This window comes from Flavobacterium ginsengisoli, from assembly GCF_029625315.1.
In the GTDB taxonomy this organism is placed as follows: domain Bacteria; phylum Bacteroidota; class Bacteroidia; order Flavobacteriales; family Flavobacteriaceae; genus Flavobacterium; species Flavobacterium ginsengisoli.
Map to the genome: position 1 here is coordinate 2,133,162 of NZ_CP121110.1, position 22,617 is coordinate 2,155,778.

General features: G+C 33.2%; 16 protein-coding genes and 3 pseudogenes. 15 read left to right on the forward strand and 4 right to left on the reverse strand.

What is annotated here, in order from left to right:
- Positions 1-3 precede the first annotated feature (3 nt).
- Positions 4-2,091, forward strand: coding sequence for an excinuclease ABC subunit UvrB (gene uvrB, locus P5P87_RS10030; RefSeq protein WP_278022433.1), 2,088 nt, complete (start codon positions 4-6; stop codon positions 2,089-2,091).
- Here the strand turns inward: uvrB and P5P87_RS10035 are convergent.
- Positions 1,993-2,394 carry a TerB family tellurite resistance protein gene (locus P5P87_RS10035; protein WP_198856818.1) on the reverse strand — a complete coding sequence of 134 codons (402 nt, stop codon included), beginning with the start codon at positions 2,392-2,394 and terminating at the stop codon, positions 1,993-1,995. The genes uvrB and P5P87_RS10035 overlap by 99 nt on opposite strands.
- Before the next feature lie 57 nt (positions 2,395-2,451).
- On the opposite strand from P5P87_RS10035, the gene P5P87_RS10040 reads away from it, so the two are divergent.
- The 5 genes from P5P87_RS10040 (at position 2,452) to P5P87_RS10060 (ending at position 6,429) form a co-directional block, all read left to right on the forward strand.
- On the forward strand, positions 2,452-3,249 hold the full coding sequence (locus P5P87_RS10040) for an alpha/beta hydrolase (protein ID WP_278022434.1): 798 nt from the start codon (positions 2,452-2,454) through the stop codon (positions 3,247-3,249).
- A 28-nt stretch (positions 3,250-3,277) separates the two neighbouring features.
- On the forward strand, positions 3,278-4,288 hold the full coding sequence (locus tag P5P87_RS10045; protein ID WP_278022435.1) for a dipeptide epimerase: 1,011 nt from the start codon (positions 3,278-3,280) through the stop codon (positions 4,286-4,288).
- Between the two features lies 1 nt (position 4,289).
- Positions 4,290-5,324 carry an aminotransferase class I/II-fold pyridoxal phosphate-dependent enzyme gene (locus P5P87_RS10050; protein WP_278022436.1) on the forward strand — a complete coding sequence of 345 codons (1,035 nt, stop codon included), beginning with the start codon at positions 4,290-4,292 and terminating at the stop codon, positions 5,322-5,324.
- Between the two features lie 96 nt (positions 5,325-5,420).
- Entirely contained in the window at positions 5,421-5,888 is a 468-nt protein-coding gene (locus P5P87_RS10055) for a DUF1456 family protein (protein WP_278022437.1), read from the forward strand.
- A 130-nt stretch (positions 5,889-6,018) separates the two neighbouring features.
- Positions 6,019-6,429, forward strand: a complete 411-nt coding sequence (locus P5P87_RS10060) for a hypothetical protein (protein WP_278022438.1) — start codon at positions 6,019-6,021, stop codon at positions 6,427-6,429.
- Positions 6,430-6,434: 5 nt separating this feature from the next.
- On the opposite strand, the gene P5P87_RS10065 is transcribed toward P5P87_RS10060, so the two are convergent.
- Both P5P87_RS10065 and P5P87_RS10070 read right to left on the reverse strand, forming a co-directional pair.
- Positions 6,435-7,148, reverse strand: coding sequence for a LytR/AlgR family response regulator transcription factor (locus P5P87_RS10065; protein ID WP_278022439.1), 714 nt, complete (start codon positions 7,146-7,148; stop codon positions 6,435-6,437).
- A gap of 3 nt (positions 7,149-7,151) precedes the next feature.
- Positions 7,152-8,192 carry a sensor histidine kinase gene (locus tag P5P87_RS10070; RefSeq protein WP_278022440.1) on the reverse strand — a complete coding sequence of 347 codons (1,041 nt, stop codon included), beginning with the start codon at positions 8,190-8,192 and terminating at the stop codon, positions 7,152-7,154.
- A gap of 221 nt (positions 8,193-8,413) precedes the next feature.
- On the opposite strand from P5P87_RS10070, the gene P5P87_RS10075 reads away from it, so the two are divergent.
- Positions 8,414-9,211 (forward strand): DUF5694 domain-containing protein, encoded by a 798-nt coding sequence (locus P5P87_RS10075; protein WP_278022441.1) that lies wholly within the window; start codon positions 8,414-8,416, stop codon positions 9,209-9,211.
- Positions 9,212-9,476: 265 nt separating this feature from the next.
- Here the strand turns inward: P5P87_RS10075 and sucC are convergent.
- Positions 9,477-10,671 (reverse strand): annotated as a pseudogene (gene sucC / locus P5P87_RS10080) (ADP-forming succinate--CoA ligase subunit beta).
- Positions 10,672-11,085: 414 nt separating this feature from the next.
- Here sucC and gltB point away from each other — a divergent pair.
- From gltB to P5P87_RS10120, 8 genes and pseudogenes are all read left to right on the forward strand, one after another.
- A pseudogene (gene gltB, locus P5P87_RS10085) lies at positions 11,086-15,602 on the forward strand (glutamate synthase large subunit).
- Positions 15,603-15,696: 94 nt separating this feature from the next.
- Positions 15,697-17,151: a glutamate synthase subunit beta gene (locus P5P87_RS10090; protein ID WP_012024227.1), complete on the forward strand. Its 1,455-nt coding sequence runs from the start codon at positions 15,697-15,699 to the stop codon at positions 17,149-17,151.
- Positions 17,152-17,606: 455 nt separating this feature from the next.
- Positions 17,607-18,831, forward strand: a pseudogene (gene lysA, locus P5P87_RS10095) (diaminopimelate decarboxylase).
- Positions 18,832-19,178: 347 nt separating this feature from the next.
- Positions 19,179-19,493 carry a GIY-YIG nuclease family protein gene (locus P5P87_RS10100; RefSeq protein WP_278022442.1) on the forward strand — a complete coding sequence of 105 codons (315 nt, stop codon included), beginning with the start codon at positions 19,179-19,181 and terminating at the stop codon, positions 19,491-19,493.
- A 248-nt stretch (positions 19,494-19,741) separates the two neighbouring features.
- Positions 19,742-20,146, forward strand: a complete 405-nt coding sequence (locus tag P5P87_RS10105) for a helix-turn-helix domain-containing protein (protein ID WP_008462113.1) — start codon at positions 19,742-19,744, stop codon at positions 20,144-20,146.
- A gap of 162 nt (positions 20,147-20,308) precedes the next feature.
- Positions 20,309-20,611 carry a hypothetical protein gene (locus P5P87_RS10110; protein WP_278022443.1) on the forward strand — a complete coding sequence of 101 codons (303 nt, stop codon included), beginning with the start codon at positions 20,309-20,311 and terminating at the stop codon, positions 20,609-20,611.
- A gap of 452 nt (positions 20,612-21,063) precedes the next feature.
- Positions 21,064-21,513 carry a hypothetical protein gene (locus P5P87_RS10115; protein ID WP_278022444.1) on the forward strand — a complete coding sequence of 150 codons (450 nt, stop codon included), beginning with the start codon at positions 21,064-21,066 and terminating at the stop codon, positions 21,511-21,513.
- Between the two features lie 672 nt (positions 21,514-22,185).
- Complete coding sequence (locus P5P87_RS10120; RefSeq protein ID WP_278022445.1) at positions 22,186-22,551, forward strand: hypothetical protein; 366 nt, start codon at positions 22,186-22,188, stop codon at positions 22,549-22,551.
- The last annotated feature ends 66 nt before the right edge of the window (positions 22,552-22,617 follow it).

Consider the following 22,617-nt stretch of genomic DNA (forward strand, 5'->3'; position numbering starts at 1 on the left):
TAAATGAAATTTCAAGTTTCTTCAGAATATAGTCCAAAAGGAGATCAGCCGCAAGCCATTCAAAAATTGGCCCAAGGTGTGGTCGACGGAGATAAATACCAAACTTTATTGGGAGTTACAGGCTCGGGAAAAACGTTTACCGTTGCCAATGTAATTCAGGAAGTGCAAAGACCAACTTTAGTTTTGGCGCACAATAAAACCTTGGCCGCGCAATTGTATTCAGAGTTCAAACAATTCTTCCCGAATAATGCTGTTGAGTACTTCGTTTCCTATTACGACTACTATCAGCCAGAAGCTTTTATGCCTGTAACGGGAGTTTTTATTGAAAAAGATTTATCTATCAATGAAGAATTAGAAAAAATGCGTTTGAGCACCACTTCTTCTCTACTTTCAGGAAGACGTGACGTTTTGGTCGTGGCATCGGTTTCTTGCCTTTATGGTATTGGAAATCCTGTCGAATTTCAGAAAAACGTAATTGAAATTAAAAGAGATCAGGTTATTTCGAGAACTAAATTATTGCATAGTTTAGTTCAGAGTTTATACGCCAGAACTGAAGCCGATTTTAATCCAGGAACTTTCAGAATTAAAGGAGATACTGTCGAAGTTTATCCGAGTTATGCTGACGATGCATACAGAATTCATTTCTTTGGAGATGAAATTGAAGAAATAGAATCATTTGATGCTACTACTTCTCAGGTAATAGAGAAATTCCAACGCTTAACCATTTATCCTGCTAACATGTTTGTGACTTCTCCAGAAGTTTTGCAAGGCGCTATTTGGCAGATTCAGCAGGATTTAGTGAAACAAGTTGATTATTTTAAAGAAATTGGAAAACATCTTGAAGCAAAACGTTTGGAAGAGAGAACCAATTTCGATTTAGAAATGATTCGCGAATTGGGTTATTGTTCTGGAATTGAAAATTACTCTCGCTACCTTGACGGACGTGAAGCTGGAACAAGACCTTTCTGTCTATTAGATTATTTCCCAAGCGACTATTTAATGGTTGTTGATGAAAGTCACGTAACCGTTTCGCAAGTTCATGCCATGTATGGTGGTGACCGAAGCCGAAAAGAAAACTTAGTTGAATACGGTTTCCGTTTGCCTGCTGCAATGGACAACCGACCTTTGAAATTTGAAGAATTTGAAGCATTGCAAAATCAAGTAATTTACGTTTCTGCAACTCCCGCTGATTATGAATTGCAAAAATCGGATGGTATTTATGTTGAGCAGATTATTCGTCCGACTGGATTATTAGATCCTGAAATTGAAGTTCGCCCAAGTTTAAATCAGATTGATGATTTGATTGAAGAAATTCAGATTCGCTGCGAATTGGACGAAAGGGTTCTCGTTACGACTTTAACTAAAAGAATGGCCGAAGAATTGGCCAAATACTTAACAAAAGTAAACATTCGATGTCGTTATATACATTCTGAGGTAGATACTTTAGAGCGTATCGAAATTATGCAAGATTTACGAAAAGGTATTTTTGATGTTTTAATTGGTGTAAACTTACTTCGTGAAGGTTTAGATTTACCAGAGGTTTCTCTTGTAGCGATTTTAGATGCCGACAAAGAAGGTTTCTTGCGTAACCATAGATCTTTAACACAAACTATTGGTCGTGCGGCGAGAAACTTAAATGGTAAAGCGATTATGTATGCCGATAAAATTACGGCAAGTATGCGACGAACAATTGATGAAACCAATTATAGGAGAACCAAACAGATTAATTTCAATGTAGAAAATAATATAACTCCTCAAGCCTTAAATAAAAAAATCGAAAGTGCGTTTACCAAAAATCCATTGGTTGAATATGAATTAGGACATCCGATCCCTGTGGCTGCTGAGCCAGAAACAGCTTATTTATCTAAAGCTGAATTAGAGAAAATGATTCGCGAAAAACGTAAAACAATGGAGAAAGCCGCAAAAGAATTAGATTTCTTGCAAGCGACTAAACTTCGTGACGAAATTAAAAAACTACAGGAACAGTCTGCCTTAATTATGCTGTTCCTGAAAAATCTCCAACAATACAATTGGATTAATTACTGTATTGGGAGATTTTTTCATCATTTCCAAAACACGTTTTACTGCTGAAAGATTTAAACCCATTTCTAATGCAATCTGCTGAATAGCTTTAAATTCTTTTTCGTGCAAAACGCCGTCAATATGCATTAATAAAGCCAATCTGTAAAACTGATTAATACGTTGTAATTCAGATTTTATCGGAATAGTTTTGTGTTCTTGATGAAATAAATCTTGAAATTCTTCTTCACTAATACTCAATTCGAAAGCTACAAGTCTTAAAAATTCAAGCTCACGTTTGTGTAAATGTCCGTCTACAGTGGCGAACATAATCATTTCTAAAAGTAAACTTCTTTTTTCTGCTTCTGTATTCATCAATTTCTTATTTTTAGCTAAAATATTGCTTTTAAATAAAAATACAAAACACAGATAATGAAGAGGATTTTCTTGGCAGTTTTACTTCTATTTACTTTTATTGGAAAAGCTCAAAGCACCGTTTCAAAAAATATTTCTACTTTTACAATTGAAGCTCCTCAACTGAATACCACAAAGAAGATCTGGATTTATCTTCCTGAAAATTACTCCAAAGACATTAAAAAAAAATACAGTGTTATTTACATGCACGATGCTCAGAATCTGTTTGATGCCAAAACTTCTTTTGCGGGAGAATGGAATATAGATGAAAAGTTAGATAGTTTAAAAGCTCCTGTAATTGTAGTAGCAATTGAGCATGGAAACGAAAAACGAATAGACGAACTTACTCCGTTCAAAAACGAAAAATATGGCGGAGGAAATGCCGATAATTATTTAGATTTTATTGTAAAGACATTAAAACCATATATCGACAAAAATTACAGAACCAAAACAAAAGCTAAAAACACTATTCTTTTTGGAAGTTCACTTGGCGGATTGGTTTCGTATTATGGCGCTTTAAAACATCCTGATGTTTTTGGCAAAGCAGGCGTTTTTTCTCCTTCATTTTGGTTTTCTAACGATATTTATGCTTTTACAGAAAAACAGTCCAAAATTAAGACTAAAATCTATTTTTTGTGCGGCGATAAAGAAAGTGACGATATGGTAAAAGATTTAACCAAAATGAAACGTTTACTAGATTCTAAACGCTGTTATTGTCTTCATCTTGATAAAACTAAAATTGTAAAAGGCGGAGAACATAACGAAAAACTGTGGCGAGATCATTTTGTTGAAGCGCTACTTTGGCTGGGCTATTAAATAAAAATAAAAAAATACTCCTATAAAAATGAAACTTATTTTAAGAGAATACAATCTCAAACTAAAGCACACTTTCACTATTTCGAGAGAATCTATTGACGTACAGCCATCATTAATTGTAGAATTGCAAAGCGATGGTTTTTCTGGTTTTGGAGAAGCTACCTCAAATCCGTATTATCATATTACGGTTCCGATGATGATTTCCGATTTGGAAAAAATAAGAGCGATTATTGAAAATACCGAAAACGAAACTCCAGAGGCATTTTGGTCAAAAATTCATCCGTATTTAAAAGACGATATGTTTGCCTTATGCGCTTTAGATTTGGCGTATAATGATTTGTATGCTCGTAAAAAAGGCAAAAAATTATACGAATTATGGAACTACAAAACCGATCATAATCCGTTAACCGATTACACGATCGGAATTGACACAATTGAAAAAATGGTTTTTAAAATGCAAGAACTGCCTTGGCCAATTTATAAAATTAAACTAGGCACAAAGGAAGATATTGCGATTGTAAAAGAACTTAGAAAACACACAAACGCTATTTTTAGAATTGATGCCAACTGCGGATGGACAGTTGAAGAAACTATAAATAATGCTGTAGAATTAAAAAAATTAGGCGTTGAATTCTTAGAACAGCCCATGAAAGCTGATAATTGGGAAGGACATAAAGAAGTATTTAAACATTCTGTTCTTCCTGTAATTGCTGACGAAAGCTGTATTATTGAAGAAGATGTAGCAAAATGTTTCAATCATTTTCATGGAGTGAATGTAAAACTGGTAAAATGTGGCGGTTTAACTCCTGGAAAACGTATGATTGAAGAAGCTAAAAAATTAGGCTTAAGAACTATGGTTGGCTGCATGACCGAATCTACTGTCGGAATTTCTGCAATTGCACATTTGCTTCCGCAATTGGATTATGTAGACATGGATGGCGCATTGCTTTTGGCTGAGGATATTGCAACTGGCGTAACAATTGAAGACGGAATTATCAATTACTCCAATCTTAACGGAACGGGAGTAACATTACTGTAAAATGATAGTCGAAAAATTTCCAGATAGAATCATTGAAATTGACCAAAAGCGATATTTGTATTTTGGAGGAACAGCTTATTTAGGTCTTCCGACAAACCATAAATTTCAAGATTTAGTCGTTCAAAACATCTTAAAATGGGGAACAACTTATGGAAGTTCTAGAACCGCGAACATACAATTAAGCGCTTATACTTCTGGAGAAAATTTTCTAGCTCAACATATTGGTTCAGAAAAAACAGTAACCGTTTCTTCTGGAATGCTGGCCGGAAAACTGGTTTTAGAAAAACTGAAAAAGCAAACGGATTGTTTTTATCATTTAAATGAAATTCATTCGGCTATTCAGATTGAAAACAGTCTTCCTGTCTTTATAAATAAAAAATTGAATGCTAATTTATTAAATTCCAAACCAGAAAAAATAACGATTTTAACAGATGGAGTTCCATCATTTCAAACCAGACCAATTGATTTATCTTTCTTAAATGAGATTTCAAATCAAAAGGAAATTACATTGGTTATTGATGAATCTCATTCGTTGGGAATTATTGGCAAAAATGGCTCTGGAATTTATTCTTCAATTGATTTTCCGGTTAAAAGAAAAATCTTGGCTTCATCTCTTGGAAAAGCTTTCGGCTTAACAGGCGGAGTGATTGCATCAGATTCTGAATTCATAGAATCAATAAAAGAAATTGAAACTTTTACAAGTGCTGCCGGAATGAATCCCGCTTTTGTACAAACGCTTTTTGATGCTAAAGAAATTTATAAAACGCAACATCAAAAATTGAAAGATAATTTGAGTTATATCGATACGATTTTAACTAAAAACAGCACGATCCTATTTGATAAAAACTATCCTTTAATTTATCTTTTATCGAATGAATTAGTTGAAAAATTAAAACAGGAAAAAATCATTATAGCAAGTTTCAGATATACTAAAGAAGCCGAACCATTAAATCGAATTGTAGTTACAGCAAATCATTTAAAAGAAGATTTGGATAAATTGGTTGCAACTTTAAATGATTTCAATTCTAGATTTTAATCATTTTAAAAACTACCTTTGTAAAATAAATTGGGAGTTTTAGTTTCAGATTGAAAACTTGAAACTTGAAACAGAAAAAAACCTGAAACATAAATTATGACAAATAACGATATACTTAAAAAACTTCGCGTGGCTTTGATGCTCCGTGATGACCAAATAATTGAAATTTTAGAATTAGTAGATTTTAGAATTTCGAAGTCAGAATTGGGCGCTTTTTTTAGAGCAGAAGATCATCCAAACTACATGGAATGTGGCGATCAGGTTTTGAGAAACTTCTTAAACGGATTAGTAATTCATTTAAGAGGCACTAAAGAAAATCCTAAAAATCCGAATGATGTTTTAGCAAAGCATAAAGCTGAAATTCCAAAAAAGGAAACTTCTAAAGAAAGACCAGAATTTAAAGTCGCTCCAAAAGATTCAGAAAAATACAGAGGCGATCAAAGTTCATCAAAATCAGGTTCATCAGCTGGAAAACCTAAAAAGAAATCATTCCCAAAAGGAAACGGAAAACCATCTGTTGTAGAAAAAGTGGTATTCAAAAACGGCAATAAGAAAAAATCTTAGCGCTTTTGTAAACGCCAACAAATAAAATTAAAGATGTCTTTTTAATATATCTTTACAACATAAAAATCCATTCTTTAAAGAATGGATTTTTTTATATTTTTAATGCAAATTAAACAAAGATCAATCTATCATGAAATATCTACTTTTAAGCATCACTTTCTTTTTATTTCTAAATGCAAAAGGTCAAACATCCATCAAAGACCAAATAATTGGAAACTGGAAAGTAAAAAATGTAATAGTAAAATCGAATAGTAAAGAAATGACAGAACTCTCTCAAACCTTTACAAATTCAATATTTTCATTCCAAAAAAATCAAAATTTTAATTTCATTCCAAAACAGAAAACGCAACTTACTCCAATGTTTGTGCAAATGTTGCAAAATCAAAAATGGGGTTTTGAAGAGAAAAAAAATTTAATTAGAATCGGCACAGCTAAAGATCATTATTCAATAATGGGAATAACTCCAAAAATTGAAAAAAATAATGCGGTTTTTAAACTTGAAGAAGCAGAACTAAGTCTCGAAGTAGTAAAAACCGAATAATCGATTTATATTTTATTTTGATCAATTTCATCGAAAAAAGCATCTTTATAAGTTGCCCCAATCGGCAACTCTTTTCCGTTTACGAAAACAGAAAAATTATCTGTCGACTCGATATGTTTTAAAGAAACAACATACGATTTATGTATTTGAATAAAATCCTTTTCTGGCAATGATTCAATAACATTTTTTAATGACGAATGTGTAATAATCTGCTGCTTTACTGTATGAATGCAAACATAATTCTGTAAACTTTCTACGTATAAAACATCATTCAAAAAAACTTTCTGAAATTTATTTTTTCCATCTGTTTTTATAAATAAAAAATCTGGCGCATTACTATTACTTGTACTAGAAAGTTCTATTTTGGATTCAGAATTTAGTTTAGAAACAGCTTGATAAAATCGTTCGAATGCAATTGGTTTTAATAAATAATCAACTGCATTCAGCTCAAAACCTTCTAAAGCAAAATCGGGATAAGCTGTCGTAAAAATGACTTTAATATTTTTCGAAATAATTCTAGAAAGCTGTAATCCTGTTAATTGAGGCATTTGAATATCTAGAAAAATCACATCTACAGATTGTGAGTTTAGAAATTCTAATGCTTTTAACGAATCATTAAAAACACCAACTTTCTCTAGAAAATTTACTTTTCCGATGTAATTTTCTAATATTCGAGTTGCAGGCGGTTCGTCGTCTACAATAATGCATTTAAAAGCCATAAATTATTTCTTTAGCGGTATTTTTAAGTAAGTTTTAAAGGTATTATTTTCTTCTGTTTTTTCAAGAATAAATTGGTTCTTGTACATATATTCTAATCTTTTGGTCAGATTTTCATAACCAATTCCAGTTGACGAATAATTCTCTCCATTCACATTATAATTGAAAGTTGAAATCTCTAAAAAATCCTCTTTTATTTTGATTAGAATAACAGCTTTTTCATTTTCATTATTCAGTTTTCCGTGTTTAAAAACATTCTCTACAAAATGAATTAAAGCTGACGAAAGAATTCTTTCATTTGAATATTCTCCTTCTAAAGAAAAATCTAAATATAACAGATCTTCAAATCGTTTTTTCTGCAAATGAATGTAGTTTTGAATAAACTGAATTTCTTTTGAAAGTATCGCTTCATCTTTATCTGTTTCTGTAATAACATATCGAAGTAAATCAGAAAGAACCAAAATATCATTGGCCATTTCATCTTCTTTCAAAACCAATTGACTGTAAAAAGAATTCAGTGTATTGAATAAAAAATGCGGACTAACTTGCGCTTTTAGCATTTGAAATTCAGCCTTTTTGTTCTCCAAAAGCAATTCCTGATTTTGATGTTGCGTAGTATGAAACTGCCAAAACAAAAAAGTTAATGCACTTAGAATGACCGCTGGCAATCCGAAGAAAAAATTGTCTTTTATGTAATAACCTATTTCTCTAGCTTCTTCATAGTAATTGTGTCTTCCGGTAATATTAAACATAACAACTTCTTGCAAAAAATAGCGAACAGCCGCAAAAAGCAATAGCGAAACCGGAATTGTTAGGATGTAAAAAAGTAATTTCTTCTTGTTTAAAAACCATTCGCAGAAATAGTAAAAGTTGAGAATGTAAATACAAAATATTGCTAACAAATGAGTTGGCGTAATTCCATAACATATTCCTTTGATTACAATTTCTACTTTTTTATCATTAAGTCCAATATCCCAGAAAATGTACGTTAGAAATAATAAAAAGAAAAAAACAATGTGATAGTAAAAAGGGATTCTTGATTTCATAGTTTTTTGATAATTAGCTCAAAAATACAATTAAGCCTTAAATAGAAAATTAGATTTATTTAAAACATGCGTTTTTAGGGATGAACTATCAAAAACGTTACACGAAATTATTACTCTGCAAATTCCATGTGTTTATAAAATGAAATCCTATGTTCATCAAAAACAAAAAATAGAGATCAAAAGACAGAATACATTTGTCATGAATTTAAAAACAAAACGTCATGTACAAAATCATTTTATTACTAACAATTATTACATTAAACTTAACTTCTGCTCAAACTAAGAAAAAACAGATATTATTGGTTGGAACATTTCATTACGCCAATCCAGGTCTGGATGTTACTCAAGTAAATAGTTTTGATATCTTATCTGAGAAGAGCCAAAAAGAACTCGAAATAATGAGTGACAAAATCAAAAAATTTGGCCCAGATAAAATATTTGTAGAATGGGAATTTAATGAACAAGCCGATTTAGATAAGTTTTACAATAAAAACACCGACAGTCTTTTTAAAACTAATAAAGACGAAATAGTACAACTGGCACTACGCACAGCTAAAAAACTGAATCATAAAAAATTATACGGAATGAATCTCTACACTTCTTTTCCATATGACAGTTTACTGATGTCAATGGAAAAAGCAAACCAGCAGGATTTATTGAAAAGAAATAACGAGTGGAAAAAAAGGAATGAAAAAGATCATAATGAAAGAATAACAAAAAGCTCGTTACAAGAACTCATGCTACATTATAATAAAAAAGAAACCGAAAATAAAAATATACAATGGTATTTGGAAGTAGCTAACAGAGCTGGAAATCCAGATGATTTTACAGGAGCGTCTTTAGTTTCAAATTGGTACAAAAGAAACTTATATATGTATTCTTTAATTCAGAAATTAACTGAAACTACAGATACTAAAATAATGATTTTAGTAGGCGCTGGTCATGCTGCTCTGATTAGAGAATTTATAACACATGATCCAGAATTTGAAATTGTGGAACTATCTACAGTTTTGAAATAAACTTAATGATTTAACCGCAAAGAGCACAAAGAATTACGCAAAGTTCGCAAAGTTTTTTAGCCACGAATTCACGAATTTTATTTTTTACAATCTTTGAAAATAATTCGTGAATTCGTGGCTATTTTCAACATACAGCTTTGCGAACTTTGCGTTTGTACTCACAATCCTTGACAAAAAACTTAGCGCCCTTTGCGGTTAAATAGACTTCAAAAAAAAATCCCTCCAAAATGGAGGGATTTTCTATATAAATTGATTTCTTATTTAATTAAGAAAGAGCAGCTTTAACTTGGTCAGCAGCTTCTTGGAATTGAACTGCAGATAAGATTGGCATACCAGAGTTATCAATTAATTCTTTTGCAATTTCAGCATTTGTTCCTTGCAAACGAACGATAATTGGCACATTGATAGCGTCTCCCATGTTTTTGTAAGCATCAACAACACCTTGAGCAACACGGTCACAACGAACGATTCCTCCGAAGATGTTAATTAAGATAGCTTTTACGTTTGGATCTTTCAAGATAATTCTGAAAGCAGTTTCAACACGTTTAGCATCAGCAGTTCCACCAACGTCAAGGAAATTAGCAGGCTCAAAACCAGCGTATTTAATTAAATCCATAGTTGCCATTGCAAGACCAGCTCCGTTTACCATACATCCTACAGTACCGTCAAGGTCAACATAGTTAAGACCAACTTCTTTAGCTTCAACTTCGATTGGATTCTCCTCACGGATATCTCTCATTTCAGCATATTTAGGTTGTCTGTATAAAGCGTTATCGTCGATGTTAACTTTAGCATCAACAGCTAAGATTTTGTTGTCAGAAGTTTTTAATACAGGGTTGATTTCAAACATAGAAGCATCAGAACCAATGTAAGCATTGTAAAGTGCATCGATGAATTTAACCATTTCTTTGAAAGCATTTCCAGAAAGTCCTAAGTTAAAAGCAATTCTTCTAGCTTGGAAACCTTGCAATCCAACAGATGGATCAATTTCTTCAGTAAAGATTAAGTGTGGAGTGTGCTCAGCAACTTCTTCGATATCCATTCCACCTTCAGTAGAATACATAATCATGTTGCGTCCTGTACCTCTATTCAATAAAACAGAAACATAAAATTCAGAAGTTTCGCTTTCTCCAGGATAGTACACATCTTCAGCTACTAATACTTTGTTAACTTTTTTCCCTTCAGGCGGAGTCTGAGGAGTAATTAACTGCATTCCGATGATTTGTTCTGCTAACTCTTCAACTTGTTGTAAGTTTTTTGCCAGCTTAACTCCACCACCTTTTCCACGACCACCTGCGTGAATTTGTGCTTTAATTACATGCCATCCTGTCCCAGTTTCGGCAGTTAATTGTTTTGCAGCTGACCACAGCTTCAACTGCATTATTAGCCACGATTCCGCGTTGTACGCGTACTCCGTAACTCGCTAAAATTTCTTTTCCTTGATATTCGTGTATGTTCATAATATAGAATTTGTCTGGTTCTGAATTTATTTCAGAATAAAAGTGCGACAAAAGTAACAAAATACAACTGAAAAGTAAAATCTTTTTTAAATTAATAACGGCTCCTTAAATGATTCTTCAGCTATTTAAATCGAAAGAAAAAAATCATTAAACAATTGTATCTAAAAAGTTAACACAAAATCGCTAAAACGTTTGAGATTTAACAAAAACTTCACTGATATCAATACCTAAGCGACGATTTTTCTTAATATATTTTAATCGCAATTATGATTTTGATAATTCGCAATGCTTTATCTGATAATTTTATCATTTAAGAACCCTTTTTCTAATATTCCTATAAAAATGAAAGCGAATTCATAATTTCAATACATTATATTTAACGAAATCTTTATTTTTGTAAAAAAAATATCAAGAATGAGAGTTAAAGAACAAGGGCTTTATCTGCCTGAATTTGAACACGACAATTGTGGTGCAGGATTTATTTGTAATTTGAATGGTATTAAGTCAAATGATATTATTCACAAAGCATTAGACATCTTAATTAAATTAGAACATCGTGGTGCCGTAAGTTCTGATGGAAGAACTGGAGACGGAGCCGGAATTTTATTCGACATTCCTCATGATTTTTTTAAGAAAGTTTGTGACTTTGAAATCCCAGAAGCGCGTGAGTATGCAGTAGGAATGGTTTTTTTACCAAAAAGCAAAAACCAGGTTTCTTTTTGTATTAATGCATTTGAAGCTACTATCAAAGATCAAAACTTAAAAGTTTTAGGTTGGAGAGATGTACCAGTTGACGTTGAAAATCTAGGTGAAATTGCCGCAGAAAAAGAACCAACAATTAAACAAGTTTTCGTTTCTAAAAACGGACAAGATTTAACTGAACAAGAATTTAATGCAAAACTTTTTGCGACTAGAAAAATTGCTGAACATGCCGTAAGAGGATCTAAAACCTCTGAAAGCCACATGTTTTATTTTACTAGTTTATCGACAACTACTATAATATATAAAGGTCTATTGATGCCGGAAGACATCAGCCGTTATTATATAGATTTGAAAGATCCAGACTTGGTGACTCGTCTTGCACTTGTACACCAACGTTTCTCTACAAATACATTCCCATCTTGGGACTTAGCTCAACCGTTTAGATACATGTGTCATAATGGTGAGATCAACACACTTCGTGGAAACGTAAGCCGTATGCGTGCTCGTGAAGAGCTTATGCAGAGCAAAGTTTTTGGCGAAGACATTAAAAAATTATTCCCAATTATCTTAGAAGGAAAATCAGATTCTGCTTCTATGGATATGGTGGTTGAACTTTTATTAATGACTGGCCGTTCGCTTCCAGAGGCAATGATGATGGTTGTTCCTGAAGCTTGGGAAAAACACCAAACCATGTCTCCAGAAAAAAGAGCTTTCTATGAATACAATGCTTGTATTATGGAGCCTTGGGATGGTCCTGCTTCTATTCCGTTTACAGATGGAAACGTAATTGGAGCTTTACTAGACAGAAACGGATTGCGTCCTTCTCGTTATACATTAACGAAAAGCGGTTTCGTAATTATGTCATCTGAAATTGGTGTATTAGATATCGATCCAGAAGATGTAATTCAGCACGGTCGTTTAGAGCCAGGAAAAATGTTCTTGGTTGATATGAATGAAGGTCGTATCATCGAAGACGAAGAAGTTAAAAAAGCGATAGTTACAAAACGTCCGTACAAACAATGGGTTGACGAAAACTTATTGCCATTAGCTAGCGTTCCTTACACAAACAACCCTACTCCTGTTGAAAAATTAGATTTCTTAACAAGACAGCGTTTGTTTGGTTATACCATTGAAGATTTAAAAACAATCATCAACCCAATGGGTAGCGACGGAGCTGAAGCAATTAGTTCTATGGGTAATGATACACCTTTGGCAGTTCTTTCTGATCAGCCTCAGTTGTTGTACAATTACTTCAAACAATTATTTGCTCAGGTTACTAACCCACCGTTGGATGGTATTCGTGAAGAAATTATTACTGATATCAGTTTAGCGATTGGTGGAGATTTCAATATTTTCGAAATTGAATCTAAACAATGTAAAAAATTAAAAATCCAAAATCCAGTTGTTTCTAACGAAGATTTGGATAAAATCAGAAATATAGATCACCCAGATTTCAAATCGGCTACTATTTCTACTTTATATAAAATCGAAAAAGGAGTTAACGGTTTAGAAAGAGCTCTTGAAAAATGTGTTCAGGCTACTTTTAAAGCAGTTGAAGAAGGATGTAACATCATCATTTTATCTGACAGAGGTGTAAGCGAAGAATTAGCTCCAATCCCTATGTTATTGGCTTGTTCTTACATTCACCACTCTTTGAACATTTTACAGGTTCGTTCTAAATTCGGAATCATCATCGAATCTGCTGAACCGAGAGAACCTCATCATTTTGCTTTATTGTTCGGATACGGTGCAAGTGCAATCAATCCTTACATGGTAAATGAAATCATTCACGATCAAGTTGAAAAAGGTTTCATCACCAAAGTAAAAGCTGATTATGCAGTTGTAAATTACAACAAAGCGATTGCAAAAGGAATCGTGAAAATCATGAACAAAATTGGTATCTCTACTTTACATTCGTACAGAGTCATGCTCAGATTTTCGAGATTTTAGGTTTAAACAAAACATTTACTTCTAAATATTTCCCTTACACGCCATCAAGAATTGAAGGAATTGGTTTAATGGAAGTTGAAAAAGAAGTTAAAAAACGTTTCCAAAAAGCTTTCCCAAATTCAAAAATTGCAAACTTGCTTTCTCTTGAAATTGGAGGTATTTACAGATGGAGACGTGGCGGTGAAAAACACATGTTTAACCCAACCACTATTTCTAAATTACAACAGGCAGTTCGTTTAAACAGCCCAGAAAGTTATAAAGAATACTCAAATGCCGTTAATGAGCAAAGCTCAAACTTAATGACGATTAGAGGTTTATTTGAATTCAACAACTTAGATCCAATTTCTATTGACGAAGTAGAACCTTGGACAGAAATTGTAAAGAAATTCAAAACTGGAGCAATGTCTTACGGTTCTATTAGCCAAGAAGCTCATGAGAACTTAGCAATTGCAATGAACAGAATTGGAGGAAAAAGTAACTCTGGAGAAGGTGGAGAAGATCCAAGACGTTTCCAGAAAGAAATTAACGGAGATTCTAGAAACTCTGCAATTAAGCAAGTTGCATCAGGACGTTTTGGTGTTTCAATTAACTATTTGACAAACGCTAAAGAAATCCAGATTAAAATGGCTCAGGGAGCAAAACCTGGTGAAGGTGGACAGTTACCTGGAGAAAAAGTAGTGCCTTGGATTGCTGAAACGAGAAACTCTACACCTTATGTAGGTTTGATTTCGCCTCCTCCTCACCACGATATTTACTCTATTGAGGATTTATCTCAGTTGATTTACGATTTGAAAAACGCGAACCGTGAAGCTCGTATTAACGTGAAATTGGTTTCTGAAGTTGGAGTTGGAACTATCGCTGCCGGTGTTGCCAAAGCAAAAGCTGACGTAATCTTGATTTCAGGTTACGACGGAGGAACGGGAGCTGCACCATTAACATCTTTACAGCACACAGGTATTCCATGGGAACTTGGTTTAGCTGAAGCTCAGCAAACACTTATCTTGAACGACTTAAGAAGCCGTGTAGTTTTAGAGTGTGACGGACAATTGAAAACAGGTCGTGACGTGGCGATTGTCGCTTTATTAGGAGCTGAAGAATTCGGTTTTGCAACGGCTCCGCTTGTAGCTTCTGGATGTATCATGATGAGAGCTTGTCACTTAAATACTTGTCCAGTTGGTATTGCAACTCAGGATCCTGAATTGAGAAAGAATTTCAAAGGAACTCCAGAGCACGTAATCAACTTCATGTATTTTATCGCTGAAGAGTTAAGAGAAATCATGGCGCAGTTAGGTTTCAGAACTTTAAAAGAAATGGTAGGTCAGTCACAAAAATTAAATGTGAACAAAGCTATCAAACATTATAAAGCAAATGGTTTAGACTTGTCTACAATTCTATACAAACCGGAAAAAGCGAAAACAGAGCCAAATCATAATACAACTACTCAAGATCACCAACTTGAAAACGTATTGGATTTTGATATCATCAAAGAAGCGATTCCGTCTATCTATAGAAAAGAGAAAACAAGAGTAACTTTTAAAATTAAAAATACAGACCGTTCTGTAGGTGCAATTTTGAGTAACGAAATCTCAAAAATCTACGGCGCACAAGGATTACCTGATGACACTATTTTAGTTGATTTTGAAGGTTCTGCTGGACAAAGTTTTGGTGCATTCGCAACAAACGGATTGTCATTTAAAATTCACGGAAACTGTAATGATTATTTAGGAAAAGGTCTTTCTGGAGGAAAATTAATTGTAAAAGTACCTCCTACTGCAACTTTCAACCCTGAAGACAATATCATTATTGGAAACGTTGCCCTTTACGGAGCTATTACCGGAGAGGCTTATATTAATGGAATGGCCGGAGAGCGTTTCTGTGTAAGAAATTCTGGAGCAACAGCAGTTGTTGAAGGAATTGGAGATCACGGATGCGAGTACATGACCGGTGGTACAGTAGTAGTTTTAGGAAAAACAGGAAGAAACTTCGCTGCAGGTATGAGCGGTGGTGTAGCTTATGTTTACGATCCAAATAAGAAATTCGATTCTACAGTTTGTAACATGGAAATGGTTGCATTCGATCCAATGGAAGAAGAAGATTTTACGAAACTAAGAAAACTGATCAAAAATCATTCATTGTACACCAGCAGTCCATTAGCAAAAAGAATTTTAGCAGACTGGGAAAACCAACAACAGCACTTCGTAAAAGTAATGCCAACTGATTACAAAAAAGCATTACAAAGAATTGCAGAAGAGAAAAAAATAGAAGAATTAATAGCTTAATTAAAAGGTTCTGAGATACAAAGGTGCAGAGGTGCTAAGTTTTTTAACTCACCTCACACATTTTACAACTCACAACTAAATTTATTTAAATGTCATGGGTAAAATAGGCGGATTTAAAGAATATAACAGAGCCGATGAAAGTAATTTAGCAGTAGCAGAACGTGTTTCTAACTACAACGAATTTACTATTCCGGTACCAAAAGATAAATTAAAAGAACAAGGATCAAGATGTATGGACTGTGGAATTCCTTTTTGCCACAGTGGTTGTCCGTTAGGAAATTTAATTCCTGACTTCAACGACATGGTGCATCAGGAAGAATGGCAAAGTGCATTAGAGATTTTACAATCGACTAACAACTTCCCTGAATTTACAGGTCGTTTATGCCCTGCTCCATGTGAGAAATCATGCGTATTAGGAATCATCAAAGATCCAGTTTCTATCGAAAACATTGAAAAAAGCATCGTAGAAAGAGGTTTCGCCGAAGGATGGATCAAACCACAAGCACCAAAAACAAGAACTGGAAAAACAGTTGCCGTTATTGGTTCTGGGCCTGCTGGTCTTGCAGCTGCTCAACAATTAAACAGAGCTGGTCACACGGTTACTGTTTTTGAAAGAGACAATGCAATTGGAGGTTTATTACGTTACGGAATTCCGAATTTCAAATTAGAAAAAGGAATTATCGACCGTCGTGTAGCAATTCTTGAAGCAGAAGGAATCACTTTCAAAACTAATGTGAACGTTGGTGTTAATTTCAGTGTAGAAGAATTAAACCAATTCGATTCTATCGTTTTATGCGGAGGAGCAACTGAAAGAAGAAGCTTGCCAACTAAAGGAATCGAAAGCAAAGGCGTTGTTCAGGCAATGGATTTCTTAACGCAACAAACTAAAGTTTTATACGGAGAATCAATTCCTGACCAAGTAAAAGCAACTGGTAAAGATGTAATCGTTATTGGTGGTGGAGATACGGGTTCTGACTGTATCGGTACTTCTAACAGACACGGAGCGAAATCGGTTACTAACTTTGAGATTTTACCAAAACCTCCAGTTGGAAGAAGCGAGTCAACTCCTTGGCCTTTCTGGCCGTTGCAGTTAAAAACATCTTCTTCTCATGAAGAAGGTTGCGACAGAAACTGGTTGATCAATACAAAAGAATTCATTTCTAACGATAAAGGCGAATTAACTGGATTAAAAACAGTTGAAGTGCAATGGAAAATGACTCCAGGTCAACGTCCTGAATTAATCGAAAAAGAAGGTTCTGAGAAAATCTGGCCTTGCGATTTAGCTTTATTGGCTCTTGGATTTACAGGCCCTGAGAAAACGTTAAGCGAGCAATTAGGAATCGAAACTGATATGAGAAGCAACTACAAAGCGCATAACTATCAGACAAACGTTCCTCACATTTTCACTGCTGGTGATATGAGAAGAGGACAATCATTAATCGTGTGGGCTATTTCAGAAGGTCGCGAAGCTGCAAGAGAAGTAGATTTATTCCTTATGGGATCTACAAACTTGCCTACTAAAGGAAAAGGAGATTTACCGAGTTTATAATTTTTAAGTTTCTGAGATACTAAGATGCTAAGGTTCTAAGATACTAAGTTTTTTTCCTTGCATTTTATTAATCTTTTCCGATAAACAACATAACTACTAACAAACCCTTGAATTTATATTCAGGGGTTTTGTTTTTTTTTAGCCACAGATTATTTTTTTGCCACGAATTCACGAATTTCTCTAATTTCTATTTTTTTAATTTCTCTTAATTCGTGAAATTCATAGCAAAACAATTTCAACAGCATTTTAGAATTAGTCAAATTCGTGAATTTGTGGCTAAAAAAAACTTAGTACCTTAGCAACTTAGAACCTTAGCATCTTAAAAAAAGGTTATAAAATTCCAAAAACAGCAACTTTTTGTTTAAAATAAAACAATTTGTTATAATTTGTTATTTTTCTACAAATTATTTGCTGATAGATAAAAGTGTAATAACTTTGCCCAAAATGATTTAAAAATGCAAGCAAAAGATTTACTGCAGTTAGCAGACCAATTTGGAAGTCCATTGTATGTTTACGATGCTGAAAAAATCCAATCTCAGTACAACAGATTAACTAAAGCTTTCTCTAAGGTAGAAAACTTAAGAGTTAATTACGCCATGAAGGCATTGTCAAACGTTGCGATTCTACAGTTATTAAAGAACATGGGGTCTGGTTTAGACACTGTATCAATTCAGGAAGTTTTATTAGGACTTCATGCTGGCTATGAACCCGAAAGAATTTTCTTTACACCAAACGGAGTTTCTCTAGAAGAAATCGAAGAAGTTGCCGCAATGGGTGTACAAATCAATATTGACAATTTATCTATTCTGGAGCAATTCGGAACAAAACATCCACATATTCCGGTATGTATTCGTATCAATCCACACGTAATGGCGGGCGGAAACGCTAACATTTCTGTTGGACATATCGATAGTAAATTCGGAATTTCTGTTCACCAGATTCCGCACATTTTGCGAATTGTCGAAAACACAAAAATGAGCATCGTAGGTATTCACATGCACACAGGATCTGATATTTTAGATATCGAAGTATTCTTGTATGCTTGCTGAAATCCTGTTTGATACAGCTAAACATTTCAAAGATTTACAATTCTTAGATTTCGGAAGCGGATTCAAAGTTCCTTACAAAAAAGACGATATCGAAACAGACATCGAAGAATTAGGTAAAAAATTATCTAAAAGATTCAATGCTTTCTGTACTGAATACGGCAGAGATTTAACTTTGATTTTCGAACCAGGAAAATTTCTTGTATCTGAAGCAGGTCATTTCTTAGTAAAAGTAAACGTAGTAAAACAAACAACTTCAACAGTTTTTGCAGGAATCGATAGTGGTTTCAACCACTTAATTCGTCCAATGTTTTACGGATCTTCACACCACATTGAGAACATCTCGAACCCAAAAGGAAAAGAGCGTTTTTACTCTGTTGTAGGATACATTTGCGAAACCGATACTTTTGCAAACAACCGCAGAATTGCTGAAATCACAGAAGGTGACATTTTAGAGTTCAGAAATGCAGGAGCATACTGTTTCTCAATGTCTTCAAACTACAACTCAAGATACAAACCAGCCGAAGTTCTTTGGATGAACGGCCAGGGAATCTTGATTCGCCAAGCTGAAACATTTGAAGATTTACTTAAAAATCAAATTCCGTTACCACAAGAAATTGTCGCTACGGTTTAACAATAGAAAAAAAGAGAATATCACTTTAGTCCCGTTTCTTAATTGAGGCGGGATTTTTTTATTTCAGATTTTTGAGCTTAGATTTTAGATTATTTTGCAAACGTCTTGTCAGGCTGAGCGAAGTCGAAGCCCACGCAAAGTAATCACAATATTTGTCATTTCGACGTAAGGAGAAATCTTCGCAAGTAGCTCTACAAAAAAAGTCAAAACACACATAACGAAACCACCAAGTTTGTCATTTCGACGTAAGGAGAAATCTTCGCAAGAAACTCCACCAAGCATATAAAAACCTATCACAAAAAGAAAGAAAAATCTTAAATAATTATTTATCTTTAGCCGAAAAAAAAATGCATCAACAAGAAGGCTATCACACATACTACACATACATTCTTACAAACAAATACAAAACCGTTTTCTACACAGGAGTCACAAATAATTTAAAAATCCGCTTAAGTCAGCACAAAGAACACAATACAACGGGAAACAAAACTTTTACCGCAAAATACAATACTACTTATTTGTTGTACTACGAAAAATTTACTTGGATTCAAGAAGCAATTGCTCGTGAAAAAGAAATAAAAGATTGGCGCAGAGAAAAGAAAATCGAGCTGATAAAAACTATTAATCCTGATTTGGATTTTCTTAATTATTTATTTGAATAACGTCTCCAATCTTTGCGGAGCTACTTACGAAGATTTCTCCTTACGTCGAAATGACAAATATTGTGGTTACTTTTTGAGCAATTTGGTTTTCTTTGCGGAGCTACTTGTGAAGATTTCTCCTTACGTCGAAATGACAAGATTGTGGATAATCGTAACTTAAAAACTAAAACTTTAAACAACAATTCACCTCAGAAAAATCATATATTTACTCTTCAATAAAATCAAAAATTTTAAATACCTTTGAAATTATGAGCACGACATCAAAACCAAAACATATCGGCAGAAACATAAGCCGAATCAGAGAGCTTAAAGGTATGAAGCAGGAAGCGCTTGCAATTGCAATTGGTTTAAGCCAGCAAACTGTTTCTAACATTGAGGCAAGTGAAACTGTTGATGAAGATAAACTTGTTGAAATTGCAAAAGCTTTAGGCGTAACTAAAGAGGTGATTGAAAATTTTTCTGAAGAATCAGTTTTTAATTTCTTTAATAACTTTTATGACAATAGTGCAAATAACGGAGCACAAGGAAGTGGAAACACTAACAATTCTTGCACTTTCAATCCACTTGATAAAGTTGTAGAACTTTACGAACGTTTGGTTCAGGCTGAAAAAGACAAAGTAGAATATTTAGAAAAATTACTAAAAGGAAAATAATTCCTTAGAAATATAAATTTTACAAAAGCACAGAGATTTACTTTGTGCTTTTTTTAAGCCCAGAAACAAAATGTCATATCTTCTTCTTGCTCTTTTTATTGTCCTACTAAATTGCTCCATTTTTTATTTTCTAAAACCTGAAAATGGGTTAAAAAAATACTTTTGTACGCATTAGTCTATTTTGTAATTGCAATAGTTTTTACCAAAATTTATACTTTACTAAACATCGAAGGAATGCCAAATGGCTTTGCCTTTTTTATCCTTTTAATGTTTAGCTGGTCAATCGTATTAATGCATTTTTTAAAAACCTTAAATAACAGAAGAATAAATATTACAAAACAATTACAGATAGAAAACAATAAACTTATTAATTCTTCTGCTTATCTCACACTTATTACGGTCTCTATAACTGCCTTTCAATTGTATTTAATTTTATCAAAAACGATTAATGTTTTTAGAAGTTAGCTAGAATTGCAAAATCAAATTCACTAAATAAAAAAACAACTCTTGGACATTAAAAAAATTTATCGAAGATTCTTTTATATCAACACAAGATCAATAAACAGTTGGCAGGCCACCACTTCGATTTCAATACACGAATCATTATTAATATTTTTAATTTCACTAATTCTTAAGAAAATTTTTCTACCTAATTTAAAAATTAGTGAGACATTTGTTTTTATCGCTTTTCTTGCTCTCTCTTTTGTTTTTAAATATTTTAATGATCGAATTTTTGATAAAAAAAATGAAGAATATACAACTGAATGGCTACAAGAAACCAAAAGAAGCAGAATGTTATATAGAATTAGTAATGTTGCATTTCAAATATTTCTTTTTTCTACATGTATTCTCATTTTAATGTATTTAGACAACAAATTATAACATTATAAAAATCAAAATTTTAAGCCCCAAAATCAATGAAACCTACAATTCTACTATCAACACTATTCCTACTATTCACAACAAATTTATTCAGCCAAACTCTTGCTGATTTAAAACTAAAACCAAAAGAAATTCCAAAAGGCTATACACCAAACGACGGTAATATTTGTGTGTCACCTCAGGCTTGTAATTTTTATACTGATATTGAAACCTACAGCAATATTGTTGGAACTGTAAAAAGTAAAGCCATTCAAAGTTTTAAAAACAAAGGTGACAAAGGCTCTATTATGTATTTTGAATTTGACCACGTTTTTAAAGGCGATCGTTTTCTGCAAGGTTTATTGTGGGGAAAAGCTGGCGAACCAACAGACGAACATCCAGAAGAATATGTTGTAAAAGGAAAATTTCTTATCATTTGGAGTTTGAAGGCAGATAGTCCGCTAAAAGAAAAATCGGAAACCAAAATAGAAACACTTTTGCCGTAAAATCCTAATCAGCGCTATTTTACGTTTTTCAAAACATTCGAAATAAATTAAACATGAAAAAAATACTTTTTATTCTTATATCTCTTTTAGCGATAAGTTGCAGACAATGATGATAAAACGCCTCAAACCGATAAGACTTCTATAAGTCTTGTAACAGGAGTTGATTTTAGACAAACTACAGACGATACGGGATTAAAACTCGGTAACCCAAATACTTTTGTAAAAAACAAATTTTTAATTTTCCCAAATCCTGCACGCAACAACAACAATCTTTACATTTCAGCACAAGAAAATATTACAGCAATATGGTTAGTTCCTGCAACTCCCGAAAAAATTTATCAAAGTGTTGATTTCAGCACTATTTTAAACAGCGACTTATATAGCGAACAATCTATTATATCAAGTTCTAAACTTTCTTTAAACGAATTGTCTACAAGTAATCCTAAACTTGATATAAAAACCCTTACTACAGGATATTATAAAATTTTCGTTAAAATTGGAGGTGTTATTTATTGGGATAATTTATATGTATACACTGACGCAGAAGATAATGAAGAGCATTTTAACACTGTAAAGAATTTTTGGAAATAGGTACAGAATTATCTTAACGACATTTTAAGACATTAAATAGTATCTTCGTATCTAAAAAATTATCATATTAAATAATACAAAATGAAACCACAAGTACGAATCCTAATTTATTCTATTCTTTTCTTTTTATACCTTACTTCTACGCATTTTTTTCTTGAATTAAATGAGAAATTTAAATGTGATGGTTTTGTAACTTTAGGAGTTGGCTTTGGTATTCTGAATCTTATTTATGCTTTTACAGCCCTAAAATGGAAACCTCTGCTTAATGTACTTTGTGCTGTCGGAATTGCGGCTTTGGCTATGTTTTTGGCCTTACAGTTTACCAATTTGCATCTGCTTGTAAATTACGATCCGTATCAGGTTAAAACGGCCATTTTTGCTAATGCTGTTTTCTCAATTATTTTTTGGGAAATTGTATATCAGCTGAAAATCAGAAAATCTAAATAATATATTTTAATTGCCTCCAGCTTTAGCTGGAGGTTACTAAAAAGTCTTTCAATAGGGCTTTAGCCA